Origin of the sequence: Streptomyces sp. SM11, from assembly GCF_002910905.1 — a bacterium.
Classification (GTDB): Bacteria; Actinomycetota; Actinomycetes; order Streptomycetales; family Streptomycetaceae; genus Streptomyces.
On sequence record NZ_NEUE01000104.1, the window covers coordinates 1 to 18626 of the forward strand.

Genomic DNA, 18626 nt, shown 5'->3' on the forward strand with positions numbered 1-18626 from the left:
CCCGCCGCTGACCGCCCGCTTCCTCGTGCACTGTGTGGGACGCAGGGGCCCGCCGCCCGCGATGTACGCCGCTGCCTGAGGGCACGGCGACGCACGCACGGCGGCAGCGCCCACTCCCCACACACGTAGCTACACGTACTCACGGAGAACGATCATGAGCAAGCGCAACACCCAGGCGAACAAGGCAGCGGCCCGCGAGCGGCTGCGCGCCGAGCGCGAGCGCCAGGCCAAGAAGGACAAGACCCGCAAGCAGCTCGTCGTGGCGGGCTCGGTCGTCGCCGCCCTCGCCGTGGTCGGCGGCATCAGCTACGGCGTGACGCAGCTGAACAAGCCGGACGCCTGGGAGGCGGCCGCCGACGCGAAGAACGTCACCGCGCCGAAGAACACCTCGGGCAAGGACGGCACCACCGTGGTGGTCGGCAAGTCGAGCGCGAAGAAGACCCTGGAGCTGTACGAGGACTCGCGCTGCCCGGTCTGCGCCACGTTCGAGCAGGGTGTCGGCGAGACCGTCTCGAAGGACGTCGAGGCCGGCAAGTACAAGGTCAAGTACGTCGGCGCGACCTTCATCGACAACACCGACAACGGCGAGGGCTCCAAGAACGCCCTGAGCGCGCTCGGTGCGGCGCTGGACGTGAGCCCCGAGGCGTTCATGGAGTACAAGGCCGCGCTGTACTCGGCGGAGTTCCACCCCGAGGAGAGCGACGACAAGTTCGCCAAGGACAGCTACCTCATCGACATCGCGGACTCCGTCGACGCCCTGAACGGGAACAAGGCCTTCCAGAAGAACGTGGAGGACGGCACGTACGACGCCTGGGCGATGAAGATGTCCGAGACGTTCGACAAGAGCGGGGTGCAGGGCACGCCGACGCTGAAGATGGACGACAAGAAGGTCACGGCGGAGGGCAGCGAGAACGCCCCCATGACGGCCGACGAGTTCACGAAGGCCGTCGACAAGGCGCTGAAGGCGTAGCGCCCGGCGGCCCCGGGGCCGCCGCCCGCTTCTACAGGGTGGCCAGGAAGCCGAGCGCGACCTTCCAGGTCTGCTCGGCGGCCGCCTGGTCGTAGTCGTGCAGATCGGGGTCGGTGAACAGGTGCCCGGCCCCGGGGTAGCGGTAGACCTCCACGTCCGCGCCCGTCCGCTGCATCTGGAGGTACCAGCTGTTCAGCCAGTCGTGGGACTCGAAGGGGTCCGGGTCCGCGACGTGCAGCTGGACGGGGAGCTCGTCCACCGAGGCGTTCTCGGCGATGTCCGAGGTACCGTGGAACAGCAGCAGCCCGCGGACCTTCGCGTCACCCAGGGCCAGGGTCTGCGCGATCGCCGCGCCGAGGGAGAAGCCGGCGTAGACGAGCCCCTGGTCGGAGTAGGGCGCGGCAGCGAGCACGGCCCGCTTCAGCAGCTCCTCCTTGCCGACCTCGTCCTTGTAGGCCATCCCCTCTTCCACCGTGTCAAAGGTGTGCCCCTCGAACAGATCGGGCACGCGCACCTCATGGCCGGCGTCCCTGAGACGCGCGGCCGCGGCGTGCACGGCGGGCCTGAGCCCGTACGTCGAGTGGAAAAGCATGATGTTCATGAGGCCCATGGTGCCATTTGTACCCAGAGGGCTGCCCCACCGCTTGGAGGACCAAGGAAATGGAAAGCGTGCTGCGCCCGCTGATCGTGATCGGCGGTGCCGTGGTGATCACCCTGCTGGTCGGCTGGCTGGTCGACCTGCTGCTGCGGCGGGCCGACAGCCGTCATCACGAGACCCCGCTGTGGGGGCTGCTGCGGCGCTGCCGGCCTCCGTTGCAGGTGGTGATCATCACGGCGCTGCTGCGCGGCAGCTACCGCCAGTCGGGCATCGCCTGGGTGTGGGACCACCGGGTCGGAATAGGCCAGGTCCTGACCCTGGTGCTGATCGGCGCGTCCGCCTGGCTGGTGGTGCGGGTCGCGGCGACGGTCGTGGAGGCCAGTTACAGCCGGTACGCGGCGGCCACCCGCGATCCGGCCCGGGTCCGCCGGGTCCGTACGCAGGTGACCCTGATCCAGCGGGTGGTCATCGCCGTGGTGACGGTGGTCGCCATCGCGGCGATGCTGCTGACGTTCCCCCCGATGCGGGCGGTCGGCACGTCGATGCTGGCCTCGGCCGGTCTGCTCGGCATCGTCGCGGGCGTCGCCGCCCAGTCGACGCTCGGCAACCTCTTCGCCGGGCTCCAGATCGCGTTCGGCGACATGGTGCGGATCGGTGACACCGTGGTGGTGGACGGCGAGTGGGGCACGATCGACGAGATCACCCTGACGTTCCTGTCGGTACGGACCTGGGACGAGCGGCGGATCACGATGCCGGTCTCGTACTTCACCAGCAAGCCTTTCGAGAACTGGTCGCGCGGTGGGGCGCAGATGACCGGCACGGTCTACTTCCAGCTCGATCACTCCGCTCCGGTGGCCGCGATGCGGGAGAAGCTGCGGGACCTCCTCGGGGACATCGCCGCATGGGACGGCCGGGACTGGTCGCTGGCCGTCACCGACACCACACCGACCACCATCGAGGTGCGCGCGGTGGTCACGGCGAAGGACGCGAACGACATCTGGACGGCACGCTGCGCGGTGCGCGAGCAGCTGATCGGCTGGCTGCGCGACCACCATCCGTACGCGCTGCCGCGGATCGCCACCTCCCCCGCCCTGCTGCCGCCGGGCGAGCAGTGGGCGGAGCTGACGGGCTCGACGAGCCGGGCGGGCGGCAGCGGAACGGAGTCGCCCGCCGGCCGGGGCGACTCCAAGGCCCCGCGCCTGGGCCAAGGCTGAACCCGCGCCCGGGTGGTCCGGCGCGGGGCGTGCCCGGGACGGTTCAGCGCAGGGAGCGGACGTCCAGAGACCGCAGCACCCGGTCCACGACCTCCGGGTCGGAGCCGGGCTCGCTGCGGGCGGAGAGCACCTCGTGGCGGGCGGCCGACATCATCTCGCGCTGGACACGGCTGATCGCCTTGAAGCGCTCGGCCCGCTTGGCGTAGGCCTCGCGCCGCTCCTCGTCGACCATGTCCGGGCTGATCCGGGCCCCGATGTCGTACGCGGCGCGCTGGAGCCGCTCCACGACCTCCTCGGGGAACTCCTCGACCTCCTGGATCTCCTTGAGGCGGAACTTGGCGGCCTTGGCGGCCCGGACGGCGAGCTCCCGCTCCAGCGCTTCCTCGGCGTCGGTGTCGGCCCGGACCTTCAGCTTCCGCACCAGCCAGGGCAGGGTGAGCCCCTGGCAGACCAGGGTGGCCATGATCACGGCGAACGCGATGAAGATGATCTCGTCGCGCCCGGGGAAGGGCTGCCCGTCGTTGGTCTCCAGCGGGATCGCCAGCGCCAGGGCGACCGATGCCACCCCGCGCATCCCGGCCCACCACATCACGACGGTCTCCCGCCAGCTGGTGGGGATCTCCTCGCTGACGTCCCGGCGGGTGTGCAGCCGCTTGGCCAGCCAGGTCGCGGGCAGCAGGTACAGCAGCCGTACGCCGACGACGACCGCGACGATCGCGAGCCCCCAGCCGGCCATCTCCAGGGCGTGCCCGTCGGCGGTGCCGAACACGCTGTGCAGCTCCAGGCCGATCAGCCCGAAGGCCACACCGGTGACCAGGGTGTCGACGATGTCCCAGAAGGTACGTCCGGTGAGCCGGCCCAGCACGTCGTCGGCGTCGGCGGTGTGCTCGGCGAGGAACAGCGCGACGGTCAGGACGGCCAGCACGCCGGAGCCCATCAGCTCCTCCGCGAGGACGTAGGCGACGAAGGGCACCAGCAGCGTCAGGCCGACCTGGAGGGTGGCGTCGCCCAACAGGTTCATCAGCTTGATGGTGAGCCAGCCGAGCGCGAGGCCGACGGCGACCGCGACGACGGCGGAGAGGACCAGCAGTCCGAAGGCCTCGGGGAGCGAGAAGGTGCCGCTGACGGCGGCGGCGATGGCCACGTGGTAGAGCACGATGGCGGTCACGTCGTTGAAGAGCCCCTCGCCCTCCAGGATCGACACCAGCCGGCGCGGCAGCCCCACGGAGCCCGCCACGGCGGTCGCCGCGACCGGGTCGGGCGGGGCGACGAGCGCGCCGAGGGCGACGGCCGCTGCGATGGGCAGCCCCGGCACGATCGCGTTGGCGACCGCGGCGACGACGGCCGTGGTGACGAAGACGAGGGCCACGGCCAGCAGGAAGATCGGGCGTCTGTTGGCGGCGAACTGCCGCCAGGAGGTGCGCTGCGCGGTGGCGTAGAGCAGCGGCGGGAGCAGCGCGGGGAGGATGATCTCCGGTGGGATGCCGACGTTCGGCACGAACGGCATGAACGCCATCGCGATGCCGGCGAGCGTCATCAGCACCGGAGCCGGCAGCCCCAGCCGTGCTCCGAGCGGCACGGTGACCACGGCTCCGAACAGCAGGAGGAGGAGCAAGGACATCTGTTCCACGAGGTGCCTTCCCCAGCGTGCGGGTCCGGCACATCACGGGCGGCCGAACAAGGCTCCCACCCTGTCACGCGGAGTGCGCGATTCGGCCGATCCCCCCCGATTCCGGCACTCAGGCCGGGGGGATCTCCCGCCGCATCGCCCGGTGCGGCATGCCCGCGTCGGGGAACTCGGGGCCGTACGCGACGTATCCGAGCCGCTCGTAGAAGCCGAGGGCGTGGGTCTGGGCGTGCAGGTCGACGGCGGCCAGGCCCAGCTTCCGTGCCTCGCCCTCGATGGCCCGTACGAGGGCCGCGCCGACCCCGAGGCCGCGGGCTTCCCGGCTCACGGCGAGCCGGCCCAGCGAGCCGACGGCCAAGTCGCCGCCGGTCCTGCCGGCCGCGTCCGCGCCGTGCAGCAGCCGTCCCGTGCCGAGCGCGGTACCGTCCGCGGCGACGGCCAGGACATGCACCGCGGTCGCGTCGTAGGCGTCGTACTCCAGTTCCTCGGGCACGTGCTGCTCACCGACGAAGACGTCCTTGCGGACCTGGAAGCAGGCTTGGAGGTCGCTCTCCTCGGCGGCCCTGCGGGTGCTGTACGGAGATGGGGCGGAGCTCACTGGCTCTCCGCGGAGATGGTGTCGAGGGCGTGCTGGAGGTCGGCCGGGTAGGTGCTGGCGAACTCCACCCAGCTGCCGTCGCTCGGGTGCTCGAAGCCCAGGCGCACGGCGTGCAGCCACTGGCGGGTCAGCCCGAGGCGCTTGGCCAGGGTCGGGTCCGCGCCGTACGTGAGGTCGCCGACACAGGGGTGGCGGTGGGCGGACATGTGGACCCGGATCTGGTGGGTGCGGCCGGTCTCCAGCTTGATGTCGAGAAGGCTGGCGGCGCGGTAGGCCTCGATCAGGTCGTAGTGGGTCACCGACGGCTTGCCCTCGGCGGTGACCGCCCACTTGTAGTCGTGGTTGGGGTGGCGGCCGATGGGGGCGTCGATGGTGCCGCTCATCGGGTCCGGGTGGCCCTGGACCAGGGCGTGGTACTTCTTGTCGACGATCCGGTCGCGGAACTGGGCCTTGAGCAGGGTGTAGGCCCGCTCGGACTTGGCGACGACCATCAGGCCGGAGGTACCGACGTCGAGGCGGTGGACGATGCCCTGGCGCTCGGCGGCGCCGGACGTCGAGATCCGGTAGCCGGCGGCGGCGAGGCCGCCGATGACGGTGGTGCCGGTCCAGCCGGGGCTGGGGTGGGCGGCGACGCCGACCGGCTTCATGATGACGACGATGTCGTCGTCGTCGTGGACGATCTCCATGCCCGCGACGGGCTCGGCGACGATCTGGACGGGAGCGGCCGCCTGCGGCATCTCCACTTCCAGCCAGGCGCCCCCGTGGACCCGCTCGGACTTCCCGGCCACCGAACCGTCCACCTGGACCTTCCCGGCTGCGGCCAGCTCGGCGGCCTTGGTGCGGGAGAAACCGAACATCCTGGAGATGGCGGCGTCGACACGCTCGCCTTCCAGGCCGTCCGGTACGGGCAGGGTGCGGATCTCGGGGTGCGTACTCACCTGTCGAGTATGCCTTGCGCCCGCCGCTCCCCGCGCCGCCCGGGCGTCCCTCTAGTCCTTGTGGACGGTCCCGTCGGGGTCGAGGCCCTTGAAGGAGAGGATCACGATGAGGATGCCGCCGCACACGATGGCGGAGTCGGCGAGGTTGAAGACGGCGAAGTGCTTGGGGGCGATGAAGTCCACCACCGCGCCCTCGAACACGCCGGGCGCCCGGAAGAGGCGGTCGGTGAGGTTGCCGAGCGCACCGCCCAGGAGGAGGCCCAGGGCGATGGCCCACGGCAGGCTGTAGAGCTTGCGGGCCAGCCGGATGATCACCACGATCACCCCGGCGGCGATGATGGTGAAGATCACCGTGAACGCCTCGCCGAACCCGAACGCGGCGCCCGCGTTCCGGATCGCCCGGAACTGCAGCCAGTCGCCGATGATGTCGATCGGCGGCTGGTGCTCCAGCTTCGCGACCACGACCATCTTGGTGACCAGGTCCAGGAGATAGGCCACGACGGCCACGCTCAGGAGAACGAGGACCTTCCGCTTGCCCCGCCCCGCGTTCACGGCGGCGTCGGCGGCCGTGCTGCCGCCCTCGTCCGTGCCCTCGGCATCGGGATTTTCCGGCGTACCGATGATGCGCTCCGCCTCTGCCACGTGAATCCCTCGACCTAGGTGCCTGACTGAGGATGAGCGTACGACACACCTGTGCGGATCAGCCGCGCCGCTCCTGCTTCTGTTTGTCCTCGACGCACAGGGTGGCCCGGGGGAAGGCCTGCATCCGCGCCTTGCCGATCGGTTTGCCGCAGACCTCGCAGAGCCCGTACGTCCCCGCCTCCAGACGGGCCAGCGCCCGCTCGGTCTGCTCCAGCATCTCCTGGGCGTTGGCGGCCAGCGACAGCTCGTGCTCGCGGGTGATGTTCTTGGTGCCGGTGTCGGCCTCGTCGTCGCCCGCGCCGTCCCCGGAGTCCCGCATGAGACCGGCGAGGGCCGCGCCGGAGGCCTCCAGCTCACTGCGGAGCCGCAGCGTCTCGCTGGTCAGCAGCGTCCGCGCCTCGGTGACCTCCTCGGGCGTCCAGGGGTCCTCCCCGGGCCGGACGGCCAGCTCGTCGGGGGCGGCGGCGCGGGCCGGCGGCACGGGGGCCGTGGCCTGTGCTCCTGCTGCGGAACGACTCGCGCTCTTCTTGGCTACCACCGTGTGGGCTCCCGTCTGCTCGGCGGCCCGGGCCGCCTCCGTGGCCGCCGTCGCGGCCTTTTCCGACGCCTTCTTTGCCGCGCTCTTCCTGGCGGTGCTCTTCTTCGCGGCCGGCTCCTCGCCGGCCGCCGTCTTCTTCGCCGCGCTCTTCTTGGCCGCCGTCTTCTTGGCGACGGCCTTCTTCGCCGTGCTCTTCCTCTTCGCGGGCGCGGCCTCCTGGCCGGCCGGTGGCTCGTGGGTGCCGTCGTGCTCAGCCGCGGTCTCTTCCGCCGTCTTCTTCGCCACCATGGCCGCGGCCCCTTCACATATTGTGATCTTGCTCGCGAATCGTGCTGGGACGATAAATCGACTCCAGCCCCGCGGCAACGGGGCACGCCGCCTTCTCCCCCCTCCCCGTATCCGGTCGTGGCGCGCCTGCCTCCGTTGTTCCCAGCTCCCCGCCCGGTAATCCGGCCCCCGGACCTCGCCGGGAAGTCCTGGGACCCCGTCCCGCCAGTCGAGTCACGTCCGCGCGCCGCCGATAACCGGTCGGCCGTCGCCCGTACGGGCCCGTACACTGGCCCCAGCGAGAGGCTTGGATGGGACGAGTAGCGCCGTACGCAGCCAGCAGCGACCCGGGGACGGTGGGAGCCCGGGGGCGAGCGCGTCGTGAAGATCACCCCGGAGCCGCCGGAAGAACGCTTGGAACCGTGGGCCCCCACGGGCTCAAGCCACTAGACCCGGCATCGCGACCCCAATGAGGGGGCCACGGGCGCACACCCGGGGCCAAGGAGGGTGGTACCGCGGGAGCCGAGACGCTCTCGTCCCTCCGACGGAAGTGGAACACGTCCGCCGGAGGAAGCCGCACATGACATCGCCGCAGTACCGCCAGGTACCCGCCCAGGTCGACCTGCCCGCGCTGGAGCACGCCGTGCTCGACTTCTGGCGCGAGAGCAAGGTCTTCGCCAAGAGCCTCGACCAGTCCGTGGGCCGCCCCGAGTGGGTCTTCTACGAGGGCCCGCCCACCGCAAACGGCATGCCGGGCGCGCACCACATCGAGGCCCGCGTCTTCAAGGACGTCTTCCCCCGCTTCCGCACCATGCAGGGCTACCACGTCGGCCGCAAGGCCGGCTGGGACTGCCACGGCCTGCCGGTCGAGCTCGCGGTCGAGAAGGAGCTGGGCTTCAACGGCAAGAAGGACATCGAGGCGTTCGGCATCGCCGAGTTCAACGCCAAGTGCCGTGAGTCGGTGACCCGGCACACCGACGCGTTCGCCGAGCTGACGACCCGCATGGGCTACTGGGTCGACCTGGACGACGCGTACCGCACGATGGACCCGGAGTACGTGGACTCCGTGTGGTGGTCGCTCAAGGAGATCTTCAACAAGGACCTGCTGGTCCAGGACCACCGGGTCGCCCCCTGGTGCCCGCGCTGCGGCACCGGCCTGTCCGACCACGAGCTGGCCCAGGGCTACGAGACGGTCGTCGACCCCTCGGTCTTCGTCCGCTTCCCCCTCACCTCCGGCCCGCTGGCCGGTGAGGCGGCCCTCCTGGTCTGGACGACCACCCCCTGGACACTGGTCTCCAACACGGCGGTCGCCGCCCACTCCGAGGTCCGCTACGTCGTCGCGACGAACGGCGAGGAGAAGCTCGTCGTCGCCGAGCCGCTCCTGGAGAAGGCGCTCGGCGAGGGCTGGGAGGCCACCGGCCGGTCGTTCACCGGCGCCGAGATGGAGCGCTGGACCTATGAGCGCCCCTTCGCGCTGGTCGACTTCCCCGCCGAGGCGCACTACGTCGTCAACGCCGAGTACGTGACGACCGAGGACGGTACGGGTCTGGTCCACCAGTCCCCCGCGTTCGGCGCCGACGACCTCCTGGTCTGCCGCGCGTACGGCCTGCCGGTGGTCAACCCGGTCCGCCCGGACGGCACGTTCGAGGAGAATCTGCCCCTGGTCGGCGGCGTCTTCTTCAAGAAGGCCGACGAGGCGCTCACCGCGGACCTGGACGCACGCGGCAAGCTCTTCCGCCATGTCCCGTACGAGCACAGCTACCCGCACTGCTGGCGCTGCCACACCGCGCTCCTCTACTACGCACAGCCGTCCTGGTACATCCGTACGACCGCGATCAAGGACCGGCTCCTCCAGGAGAACGAGAAGACCAACTGGTTCCCGGACTCGGTCAAGAACGGCCGCTTCGGCGACTGGCTGAACAACAACGTCGACTGGGCGCTCTCCCGCAACCGCTACTGGGGCACGCCGCTGCCGATCTGGCGCTGCGAGGACAACCACCTGACGTGCGTGGGCTCACGCGCGGAACTCACAGAACTCACGGGCACCGACCAGTCGTCGCTCGACCCCCACCGCCCGTTCATCGACGAGATCACCTTCACCTGCTCGCACGAGAAATGCCAGCTGGAGGCGTACCGCGTACCGGAGGTCATCGACGCCTGGTACGACTCGGGTTCGATGCCGTTCGCGCAGTGGGGCTACCCGTACAAGAACAAGGAGATCTTCGAGAGCCGCTACCCGGCGCAGTTCATCTCGGAGGCCATCGACCAGACTCGCGGCTGGTTCTACACGCTGATGGCGGTCGGCACCCTGGTCTTCGACAAGTCGAGTTACGAGAACGTCGTCTGCCTGGGCCACATCCTCGCCGAGGACGGCCGCAAGATGTCCAAGCACCTGGGGAACATCCTCCAGCCGATCCCGCTGATGGACCAGCACGGGGCGGACGCGGTGCGGTGGTTCATGGCGGCGGGCGGCTCCCCGTGGGCGGCACGCCGGGTGGGCCACGGCACGATCCAGGAGGTCGTCCGCAAGACGCTCCTCACCTACTGGAACACGGTCGCCTTCCAGGCCCTGTACGCACGCACCTCCAACTGGGCCCCGTCGGCGGCCGACCCGGCCCCGGCGGACCGCACCGTCCTGGACCGCTGGCTGCTGAGCGAACTCAACGCGCTGGTGGACCAGATGACGGTCGCGATGGAGGGCTACGACACCCAGCGCGCCGGCAAGCTGCTCTCGGCGTTCGTGGACGACCTCTCGAACTGGTACGTACGCCGCTCGCGCCGCCGCTTCTGGCAGGGCGACAAGGCGGCGCTGCGCACGCTGCACGAGGTCGTCGAGACGGTGACCCGGCTGATGGCCCCGCTGACCCCGTTCATCACCGAGCGGGTCTGGCAGGACCTGGTCGCGCCGGTCACCCCCGACGCCCCGGAATCGGTCCACCTCTCCTCCTGGCCGAAGGCGGACCCGTCGGCGATCGACCCGGCGCTCTCGACCCGGATGGCACTGGTGCGCCGCCTGGTGGAGCTGGGCCGGGCCACGCGCGCCGAGTCGGGCGTGAAGACCCGCCAGCCGCTGTCGCGAGCACTGGTGGCGGCGACGGGCTTCGAGTCGCTTTCCCCCGAACTGCGGGCGCAGATCACGGAGGAGCTGAACGTCACATCGCTCGCCTCGCTCTCCGAGGTGGGCGGTTCGCTGGTCGACACGACCGCGAAGGCCAACTTCCGGGCCCTGGGCAAGCGGTTCGGCAAGGGCGTGCAGGCGGTGGCCAAGGCGGTGGCGGACACGGACGCGGCAGCCCTCTCGCTCGCCCTGCGCGAAGGCACCGCCTCGGTGGAGGTGGACGGCGAGCAGATCACCCTCTCCCCCGACGAGGTCATCATCACGGAGACCCCGCGCGAGGGCTGGTCGGTCGCCTCCGACTCGGGCGCGACGGTCGCCCTGGACCTGGAGATCACCCCGGATCTGCGCCGTGCGGGCCTGGCCCGTGACGCGATCCGCCTGATCCAGGAGGCCCGCAAGAACAGCGGCCTGGACGTCGCCGACCGCATCGCCGTCCGCTGGACCTCGACGTCGCCGGCGACGGTGGAGGCCCTCACCGAGCACACCCCGCTGATCTCCGACGAGGTGCTCGCCCTGGACTACGCGGAGGGCGAGGCGGACGCCACGTACGGCGAGGTGTTCGAGGACGAGGGCCTGGCCCTGACGTTCCGCCTGCGCAAGCAGTAGCCCGTACGCAAGCGAAGGGCCCGGCCGGAAGCGTTCCGGCCGGGCCCTTCCCCGTACCCCCTCAGGGGCCCCGCCCCCGAACCCCCGCGCCTCAATCGCCGGCGAGGCTACAAGATGTCCTCAATCGCCGGACGGGCTGGTTTCGGGGCTCTAAGGACGAAGGGAGCCAGGGACGCGCCGCCCACGGCGAAGGGCCGGGCCCCGGGAAATCCCGGGGCCCGGCCCTTCGCCTGCCGACGGCTACGCGCTCAGCGAGCGCGAACCGCTCAGTTGTCGTCCTCGTCGATCAGGAACCCACGCATCGGCGAAGGTGCCTGCTGCATCGGCTGCGGCGCCTGCGGCCGCACCGGCGCCATGGGCTGCGTCATCGCGGGCGACATCTGCTGCTGGCCGCCGTAGGACGGCGCACCGCCCATGGACTGGCCGCCGCCCATCTGCTGGCCGCCGTGGCCGCCGTGGTTGGAGCCGCCCATGGAGTGACCCATCGCACCCGCACCGGCCGGGGCCAGCGAGGGGGACGGCGGCAGCGAAGCGGTCGCCGGAGTCCGCGGCGGGGCGAGCGAGTCGTCCGCCTGGGTCTCCAGCTGACGCAGCTGGCTCTCCAGGTAGGACTTCAGCCGCGTGCGGTACTCGCGCTCGAAGCCGCGCAGGTCCTCGACCTTGCGCTCCAGCGTCGCGCGGGCCGACTCCAGCGAGCCCATGGCCACACGGTGCTTCTCCTGCGCGTCCCGCTCCAGGGCGTCGGCCTTGGCGCGCGCGTCGCGTTCCAGGCCCTCGGCACGGCTGCGCGCCTCGCCGACGATCTTGTTGGCCTCGGAACGGGCCTCCGCGATCGCCTGGTCGGCGGTCTGCTGTGCGAGCGAGAGGACACGGGCGGCGCTGTCGCCACCGGGGCCCTGCCCCTGCTGCTGCTGCATCTGCGGCGGCTGCATCTGCTGCATCTGCTGCTGCTGGGGGTGCTGACCCATGGGGCCACCCATCGGGCCACCCATGGGACCGCCCTGCATCGGACCGGAGCCGTGCGGACCCTGCGGACCGGGACCGTGGCCGCCCTGGGGGCCGTGGCCACTGGGACCTGCGGGCAGCTGCGGCGCGCCACCGGGCAGCTGGGGCGGACCCATCTGCGGGGGCTGCTGCTGCGGCGGTCCTGATATGGCGGCAGGAACGGGGGCACCCGGGCGGTCCTGCTGTTCCGGAGGCTTGCGCATGCCCTGCTGCTGCTGTTGCTGCTGCTGCTGGTTCTGCGCGGCGGCACGCGTCGCGGCGGCCAGCTTGGCGCGCAGGTCCTCGTTCTCACGGAGCAGACGGGTCAGCTCCGATTCGACCTCGTCTAGAAAGGCATCGACCTCGTCCTCGTCATAGCCTTCTCGGAGGCGGACGGTCGTGAACTGCTTGTTCCGCACGTCCTCGGGGGTCAACGGCATCTCTTCTTCACCTCTACGTAGTCGTCGGCAGTCGGCAAGACCGTATCGCTCACAACCTGACCACAACGCTGATCAGGATGTAGACGATGATCATCAGAACGAAGAAGGACAGGTCGAGTGCCACGCCCCCGAGACGCAGCGGCGGGATGAATCGCCGCAGAAGCTTGAGCGGTGGATCGGTGACAGTGTAGGTGGCCTCAAGTACGACCACCATCGCCTTGCCGGGTTGCCATGAACGTGCGAACTGGAAGACATAGTCCATGACCAGCCGGAAGATCAGCACGATGAGGAAACACATCAGCGCGATATAGACCACATCCAGTGCGACGCCCATGTCCCGCGCTTCCCTCTCCCCTGGCTCTCGTAGCTCCGGCCTCGTGGCCGGCACCGGCCTCTCGGCCGGGTTGTTCCCGGTGTCGTGTTCTCAGCTCTGGTTGAAGAATCCGCCCTCTGCGATGCGGGCCTTGTCCTCCGCCGTGACATCGACGTTAGCAGGCGACAGCAGGAACACCTTCTGCGTCACGCGTTCAATGCTGCCATGGAGACCGAAGACGAGTCCTGCGGCAAAGTCGACAAGTCGCTTCGCGTCCGTATCGTCCATCTCCGTGAGATTCATGATCACCGGAGTGCCCTCACGGAAGTGTTCCCCGATGGTACGGGCCTCGTTGTAGGTCCTGGGGTGCAGCGTGGTGATGCGGTACGACTCCCGCTCGGACACGACCTTGGGCATGATCACCGGTGCGTTCTTCTCCATGTTCGGGCGTTCAGGTGTGATGGATGCCACGGGGGCGATTCGGGCGGGTCGCCCGCTTTCCGCGGGGAGCTGAACCGGCTCGCGCTGCGCGGGCGGTTGCACCACTCGCACCGGTTCGCCCCTTTCGCGCTCACGCTCTCGCTCCACCTGGTGCGGGGGCTGATGCCGCCGCCGGTCGCGCTCGGGCTCCGGCTCAGGTTCGAATTCGTCATCGGGGTCGAACCCCGGACCGTCGTACCCATCGTCCTCCACGAGGCCGAGGTAGACCGCCATCTTGCGCATCGCGCCGGCCATGCTCCGAGTCCTCCGCTCTGTGGTGGATCGGCATTCGTCACCAAGTGCCCGCGATCCACTGTGGCCTGTCCGCCGTAAGCGGTAATGACCATATTTTCTGCTGTGGTCCGACTTGCTTCGCGACGTTACCCGAGCCGGGGTCGGACTCCGAGTACCGCCGTACCGACGCGTACATGTGTCGCTCCGGCCGCCACCGCGTCCTCCAGGTCCCCGCTCATACCTGCGGAGACCATGTTCGCAGCCGGATGACCGGCGCGCAGGCGGGATGAGATTTCCATCAGCCGGTCGAAAGCGGCCCGTTGCCGGCCGGCGTACTCCCCTGCCAGCGGCGCCACGGTCATCAGGCCGTCGAGCCGGAGTCCGGGAGCCGCGCCGATCGCGGCCGCCAACTCCTCGACCCCGTCCGGCGCGACGCCGCCGCGCTCACCGCGCGCACCGCCCTCCGCGTCCAGGGCGACCTGGATCAGACAGCCGAGTTCACGCTCTCCGCGCACCGCGGCGGCGGAGAGGGCGGTGACCAGCTTGGCGCGGTCCACCGACTGCACGACATCGGCATAACTGGTCACAGAACGAACCTTGTTCGTCTGCAATTGTCCGACAAAGTGCCATGTCAGCGAAAGATCCGCGCAAGCGGTGGCCTTGGGGGCCGCGTCCTGGTCACGATTCTCCGCGACATGGCGCACACCGAGTTCATGCAGGATCCGCACATCGCTCGCGGGGTAGGTCTTGGTGACCACGATCAGGGTCACTTCTTCGCGCTTGCGACCGGCCGAGGTGCAGGAGGAGGTGATCCTTTCCTCCACCTGTGCCAGATTCGCGGCGAGTTGAGCCTTACGGTCCGTCATGCCCTATCAGTCCAACCAGACATATCCGGCGAGCCGCCCGGTGGTGCGGTCGCGGCGGTACGAGAAGTGGTCGCCCGATTCCAGGGTGCAGTACGGCGAGGAGTGCCGGTCCGCCACACCGAGGGCGGCGAGCTGGGCGTGGACTCCGCCGGTGACGTCGACCGCCGGGGTTCCCCAGCTGGTCTCGGACCAGGCGCCGGGGACGGCCCCGGCGACCTCGGCCCGCATCGCCTCCGGCACTTCGTAGCACCGTCCGCAGACGGCCGGCCCGGTGTGCGCGGTGATCCGGGAGGGGTGTGCGCCGAGCGCGACCATGGCCTCGACCGCCGCCGGAACGACCCCGGCGACCAGCCCCGGCCGCCCGGCGTGCGCCGCCCCGACGACTCCGGCGACCGGGTCGGCCAGAAGAACGGGGGTGCAGTCGGCGGTGAGGACCGCGAGCGGCAGCCCGCGCCGGGCGGTCACCACCGCGTCCACGGCCGGAATGTCCGCGTCCGCACCCCAGGGTCCGTCCACCACCGCGACATCCCGGCCGTGCACCTGGTTCATCCAGACGACCGACGCCGGGTCGAGACCGAGGCGACGGGCCGCACGCTCCCGGTTCGCGCCGACGGCGGCGGGGTCGTCGCCGACCGCGCCGCCGAGGTTGAGCTCACCGTACGGAGCGGCGCTCACTCCGCCCCACCGGTCGGTGAAGGCGAATTGAGCGCTGCCCGTGACGGGTGCCGCCTGGTGCTGAGCTATCACTTCAAGAAGTCCGGAACGTCCAGCTCTTCGGCCTGGGTGTCCTGGTAGGGACGGGCCGGCGGGACGTGCGGCGGAGCGACCGGCCCGAGCGCGCTCTCGCTCGAAGCCGACGCGGGGGCCTGCTCGGCCGGGGCCGGGCTCTCCTCGCGCGGAGGTACGGAACCGAGTCCGCCCGTCGGGCGCGTGGACTCGGCGGAGGACCTGACCGGGGCGGCCGGCTCCTCGCGCTTGTTGCTGTTCGCGCCGAGCACGTTCTCCCGGCGGGTCGGCGGCTGTCCGCCGTCGAAGCCCGCCGCGATCACGGTGACCCGCACCTCGTCGCCCAGGGCGTCGTCGATGACGGCGCCGAAGATGATGTTGGCCTCGGGGTGCGCCGCCTCGCTCACCAGCTGGGCGGCCTCGTTGATCTCGAAGAGACCGAGGTCGCTGCCGCCGGAGATGGAGAGCAGGACACCGCGGGCGCCGTCGATGGAGGCTTCCAGGAGGGGCGAGGAGATCGCCATCTCCGCCGCCGCCACCGCGCGGTCGTCGCCGCGTGCCGAGCCGATGCCCATGAGCGCCGACCCGGCCTCGGACATGACCGACTTGACGTCGGCGAAGTCGAGGTTGATCAGACCCGGCGTGGTGATGAGGTCGGTGATGCCCTGGACACCCGAGAGCAGCACCTGGTCGGCCGACTTGAACGCGTCGAGCACACTGACCTGGCGGTCCGAGATGGACAGCAGTCGGTCGTTGGGAATGACGATGAGGGTGTCGACCTCTTCGCGGAGTTCGGCGATGCCGTCCTCCGCCTGGTTCGCGCGTCGCCGGCCCTCGAAGGTGAACGGGCGGGTGACCACGCCGATCGTCAGGGCGCCGAGCGAGCGCGCGATGTTGGCGACGACGGGTGCGCCGCCGGTGCCGGTGCCGCCGCCCTCTCCGGCGGTGACGAAGACCATGTCGGCCCCCTTGAGGACCTCCTCGATCTCCTCACGGTGGTCCTCTGCCGCCTTACGACCGACGGCCGGGTTCGCCCCGGCGCCGAGGCCCCGGGTGAGTTCGCGGCCGACGTCGAGCTTGACGTCGGCGTCGCTCATCAACAGGGCTTGTGCGTCCGTGTTGATCGCGATGAACTCGACGCCCTTGAGACCGACCTCGATCATTCGGTTGATGGCATTGACACCACCGCCGCCGACACCGATGACCTTGATGACTGCGAGGTAGTTCTGCGGTGCTGCCACGTCGAAGGCCTCTCGCCTCGAGTTACGTGTCGTCGCTCTGCGGTGGACCCGCGGCGACGACTGATGTCGATGGGGACGGTCCGAACGCCGACCCAAACCCTAACGTTCAAGTTTAGGGTTACCAGTGTGTCTGCTTCCTGGACTCTTCCGAACAGGACACTAAGTCGACAAGTGGCGCACGTTCAACGAACACGCCGAACCTCCCGTTTTTCTTTTCACCCTATGTGATCACCCGTAGCGCTGACCAACCAGGGTGCTGGCCAGCACTGATGCCCGTCAACTCGCCGACACTGCCGGGGCGGTGGGAGCGCTTACGTCGAAGTGTCCCGCTTTGGGGGCGGCTTTCATGAGTGCGGTGAGGACGCGTGCCTTCACCGGACCATCCTCGCCGCTCCCCCAGGTCACCACACGATCCCGGGTGAGCCGCAAGAAGATCGCGTCGAACGAGTTGACCCGTACGGTCTCGGTGTCCTTGGCGACGCCCGTCGGAAGGTCGCCGACCACCCGGACCGCTTCCCGCAACAGACGGTCACCGCCGAAGCGGCGAAGGCTCGCGGACGGTTCGGGAGTCAGCTCCAGCAGGGGCACACCCTCCGGCGCCGTGTCCACGGTGGCGAAGCGCACGCCCTTGGCATCCACTTCCACGAACTTCCCGTCCTTCTCGACGAGCAGGACCGGCTTCCGTTCCGTCACCTTAAGGCCGATGCCGTCCGGCCAGGACCGAACGACATCAACTGTGTCGATACGAGGCAACTTCTGGCGCAACCGGCGCTCCATGGCGCCGGTGTCCACGGAGACCAGCGGGGCGCCGACCGGAGTGGCGGCAACCGCTTCCACCTCTTCGCGGGTCAGGACCTCGACGCCACTCGTGCTGACCTTCTCGACGCGGAGCCAGGAGGACCCGTACAGCACCCAGATCACGAACGCGGTGAGCAGGGCGGCCACCACCGCGATCAGGATCAGCAGCGTACGGCGGCTGATCCGGGGCCCTTCGGGGCCGATGTACGGCGGGCGAGCGGAGGTGTCCGCCCGCCCGGATGCGCCGCGCTGGGCGGTCGTCGGTCCGGCCACGCTCGCTCCTTCGCCGGATCCGGGGCACCCGCCCCGGATCCGCACCGCATCGCGCCGTACGCCTAGCGGCGTGCGGCGATCGCCTCGTACACCATGCCGACGAGCAGGTCGTCGGCGTCGCGCCGGCCGAACTCGGCCGCGGCGCGGGACATTTCGTACAACCGGTGAGGGTCCGACATTACCGGCAGGACGTTGCCCTGCACCCATTCCGGGGTGAGCGCCGCGTCGTCCACCAGCACGCCGCCGCCGGCGTTGACCAGCGGCTGGGCGTTGAGCCGCTGTTCGCCGTTGCCGATGGGCAGCGGGACGTAGGCGGCGGGGAGCCCCACGGCGGAGAGTTCGGCGACGGTCATCGCGCCGGCGCGGCAGAGCATCATGTCGGCCGCGGCGTACGCGAGGTCCATCCGGTCCACGTACGGTACCGGGATGTAGGGCGGCATCCCGGGCATGTTGTCGATCCGTGGCAATTCGTTCTTCGGGCCGACCACATGAAGGATCTGGATCCCGGAGCGCTGGAGCAGCGGCGCCACCCGCTGGACCACCTCGTTGAGGTGGCGCGCACCCTGCGAGCCGCCGGAGACCAGCAGCGTGGGCAGGTTGGGGTCGAGGCCGAAGGAGGCGCGGGCCTCCGGGCGGACCCGGGCGCGGTCCAGGGTCGCGATGGTGCGACGCAGCGGGATGCCGATGTAGCGGGCGCCGCGCAGCTTGCTGTCCGGGGTGGAGACGGCGACCCCGTGGGCGTATCGCGAGCCGATCTTGTTTGCCAGGCCCGGGCGGGCGTTGGCCTCGTGGACCACGATCGGCACACCGGCCCGCTTGGCGGCCAGGTAGCCGGGCAGCGCGACGTAACCGCCGAAGCCGACCACGCAGTCCGCCTTGGTCCGCTCCAGGACCTGCTCGGCGGCCTTGATGGTGCCGCGCAGCCGGCCCGGGACGGTGATCAGTTCGGGCGTGGGCTTACGGGGCAGTGGGACGGCAGGGATGAGCGCCAGCTCGTACCCCCGCTCGGGCACGAGCCTGGTCTCCAGTCCGCGTTCCGTGCCGAGGGCAGTGATGCCCACGGTCGGGTCCTGCCTGCGCAGGGCGTCTGCGAGGGCAAGCGCGGGCTCGATGTGTCCGGCGGTCCCCCCGCCGGCGAGTACGACATGCACCGAA

Annotated in this window: 17 protein-coding genes; 3 read left to right on the forward strand and 14 right to left on the reverse strand. The window is 70.2% G+C overall.

The window, feature by feature from the left end; translation table 11 throughout:
- Positions 1-154: 154 nt before the first annotated feature.
- A complete protein-coding gene (locus B9S58_RS07015; protein WP_103531255.1) occupies positions 155-970 on the forward strand; it encodes a DsbA family protein in 816 nt (271 codons plus the stop codon).
- 31 nt (positions 971-1001) lie between these two features.
- Here the strand turns inward: B9S58_RS07015 and B9S58_RS07020 are convergent, their stop codons facing one another.
- Positions 1002-1580: a dienelactone hydrolase family protein gene (locus B9S58_RS07020; RefSeq protein WP_103531256.1), complete on the reverse strand. Its 579-nt coding sequence runs from the start codon at positions 1578-1580 to the stop codon at positions 1002-1004.
- 50 nt (positions 1581-1630) lie between these two features.
- On the opposite strand from B9S58_RS07020, the gene B9S58_RS07025 reads away from it, so the two are divergent.
- Positions 1631-2782 carry a mechanosensitive ion channel family protein gene (locus B9S58_RS07025; RefSeq protein ID WP_103531257.1) on the forward strand — a complete coding sequence of 384 codons (1152 nt, stop codon included), beginning with the start codon at positions 1631-1633 and terminating at the stop codon, positions 2780-2782.
- A gap of 43 nt (positions 2783-2825) precedes the next feature.
- Here the strand turns inward: B9S58_RS07025 and B9S58_RS07030 are convergent, their stop codons facing one another.
- The 5 genes from B9S58_RS07030 to B9S58_RS07050 form a co-directional block, all read right to left on the reverse strand.
- Positions 2826-4412 (reverse strand): Na+/H+ antiporter, encoded by a 1587-nt coding sequence (locus B9S58_RS07030; protein ID WP_103531258.1) that lies wholly within the window; start codon positions 4410-4412, stop codon positions 2826-2828.
- Positions 4413-4521: 109 nt separating this feature from the next.
- Complete coding sequence (locus B9S58_RS07035) at positions 4522-5007, reverse strand: GNAT family N-acetyltransferase (RefSeq protein WP_103531259.1); 486 nt, start codon at positions 5005-5007, stop codon at positions 4522-4524.
- The gene (locus B9S58_RS07040; protein ID WP_103531260.1) at positions 5004-5945 is read right to left on the reverse strand and encodes an RluA family pseudouridine synthase; all 942 of its coding nucleotides are present in this window, start codon (positions 5943-5945) and stop codon (positions 5004-5006) included. Before B9S58_RS07040 ends, B9S58_RS07035 begins: the two co-directional genes overlap by 4 nt.
- 51 nt (positions 5946-5996) lie before the next feature.
- Positions 5997-6587 carry a signal peptidase II gene (lspA, locus tag B9S58_RS07045; protein ID WP_103531261.1) on the reverse strand — a complete coding sequence of 197 codons (591 nt, stop codon included), beginning with the start codon at positions 6585-6587 and terminating at the stop codon, positions 5997-5999.
- Between the two features lie 58 nt (positions 6588-6645).
- Positions 6646-7413, reverse strand: coding sequence for a TraR/DksA C4-type zinc finger protein (locus B9S58_RS07050; protein WP_103531262.1), 768 nt, complete (start codon positions 7411-7413; stop codon positions 6646-6648).
- A gap of 559 nt (positions 7414-7972) precedes the next feature.
- On the opposite strand from B9S58_RS07050, the gene ileS reads away from it, so the two are divergent.
- Positions 7973-11116, forward strand: a complete 3144-nt coding sequence (gene ileS, locus B9S58_RS07060; RefSeq protein WP_103531264.1) for an isoleucine--tRNA ligase — start codon at positions 7973-7975, stop codon at positions 11114-11116.
- Between the two features lie 266 nt (positions 11117-11382).
- Here the strand turns inward: ileS and B9S58_RS07065 are convergent, their stop codons facing one another.
- The 8 genes from B9S58_RS07065 to murG all read right to left on the reverse strand — a co-directional run bounded on the left by B9S58_RS07065 (position 11383) and on the right by murG (position 18622).
- Positions 11383-12540, reverse strand: a complete 1158-nt coding sequence (locus tag B9S58_RS07065) for a DivIVA domain-containing protein (RefSeq protein ID WP_103531265.1) — start codon at positions 12538-12540, stop codon at positions 11383-11385.
- Positions 12541-12589: 49 nt separating this feature from the next.
- Positions 12590-12874, reverse strand: a complete 285-nt coding sequence (locus B9S58_RS07070; protein ID WP_006123846.1) for a YggT family protein — start codon at positions 12872-12874, stop codon at positions 12590-12592.
- A 90-nt stretch (positions 12875-12964) separates the two neighbouring features.
- Positions 12965-13588 carry a cell division protein SepF gene (locus B9S58_RS07075; protein ID WP_103531266.1) on the reverse strand — a complete coding sequence of 208 codons (624 nt, stop codon included), beginning with the start codon at positions 13586-13588 and terminating at the stop codon, positions 12965-12967.
- Between the two features lie 125 nt (positions 13589-13713).
- Positions 13714-14433, reverse strand: a complete 720-nt coding sequence (locus B9S58_RS07080; protein WP_103531267.1) for a YggS family pyridoxal phosphate-dependent enzyme — start codon at positions 14431-14433, stop codon at positions 13714-13716.
- Positions 14434-14439: 6 nt separating this feature from the next.
- On the reverse strand, positions 14440-15180 hold the full coding sequence (gene pgeF / locus B9S58_RS07085) for a peptidoglycan editing factor PgeF (RefSeq protein ID WP_103531268.1): 741 nt from the start codon (positions 15178-15180) through the stop codon (positions 14440-14442).
- A complete protein-coding gene (gene ftsZ, locus B9S58_RS07090; RefSeq protein ID WP_103531269.1) occupies positions 15177-16400 on the reverse strand; it encodes a cell division protein FtsZ in 1224 nt (407 codons plus the stop codon). The genes pgeF and ftsZ overlap by 4 nt, the downstream gene beginning before the upstream one ends.
- Before the next feature lie 276 nt (positions 16401-16676).
- The gene (locus tag B9S58_RS07095; protein WP_103531270.1) at positions 16677-17471 is read right to left on the reverse strand and encodes a cell division protein FtsQ/DivIB; all 795 of its coding nucleotides are present in this window, start codon (positions 17469-17471) and stop codon (positions 16677-16679) included.
- 62 nt (positions 17472-17533) lie between these two features.
- Positions 17534-18622, reverse strand: coding sequence for an undecaprenyldiphospho-muramoylpentapeptide beta-N-acetylglucosaminyltransferase (murG, locus tag B9S58_RS07100; RefSeq protein ID WP_103531271.1), 1089 nt, complete (start codon positions 18620-18622; stop codon positions 17534-17536).
- Positions 18623-18626 lie beyond the last annotated feature (4 nt).

Coding starts and splice junctions, on each gene's coding strand:
- ileS (WP_103531264.1), top strand. CDS start 7,973: ATGACATCGCCGCAGTACCGCCAGGTACCCGCCCAGGTCGACCTGCCC.
- B9S58_RS07025 (WP_103531257.1), top strand. CDS start 1,631: ATGGAAAGCGTGCTGCGCCCGCTGATCGTGATCGGCGGTGCCGTGGTG.
- B9S58_RS07015 (WP_103531255.1), top strand. CDS start 155: ATGAGCAAGCGCAACACCCAGGCGAACAAGGCAGCGGCCCGCGAGCGG.
- B9S58_RS07075 (WP_103531266.1), bottom strand. CDS start 13,588: ATGGCCGGCGCGATGCGCAAGATGGCGGTCTACCTCGGCCTCGTGGAG.
- B9S58_RS07020 (WP_103531256.1), bottom strand. CDS start 1,580: ATGGGCCTCATGAACATCATGCTTTTCCACTCGACGTACGGGCTCAGG.
- B9S58_RS07050 (WP_103531262.1), bottom strand. CDS start 7,413: ATGGTGGCGAAGAAGACGGCGGAAGAGACCGCGGCTGAGCACGACGGC.
- B9S58_RS07065 (WP_103531265.1), bottom strand. CDS start 12,540: ATGCCGTTGACCCCCGAGGACGTGCGGAACAAGCAGTTCACGACCGTC.
- B9S58_RS07080 (WP_103531267.1), bottom strand. CDS start 14,433: ATGACGGACCGTAAGGCTCAACTCGCCGCGAATCTGGCACAGGTGGAG.
- B9S58_RS07070 (WP_006123846.1), bottom strand. CDS start 12,874: ATGGGCGTCGCACTGGATGTGGTCTATATCGCGCTGATGTGTTTCCTC.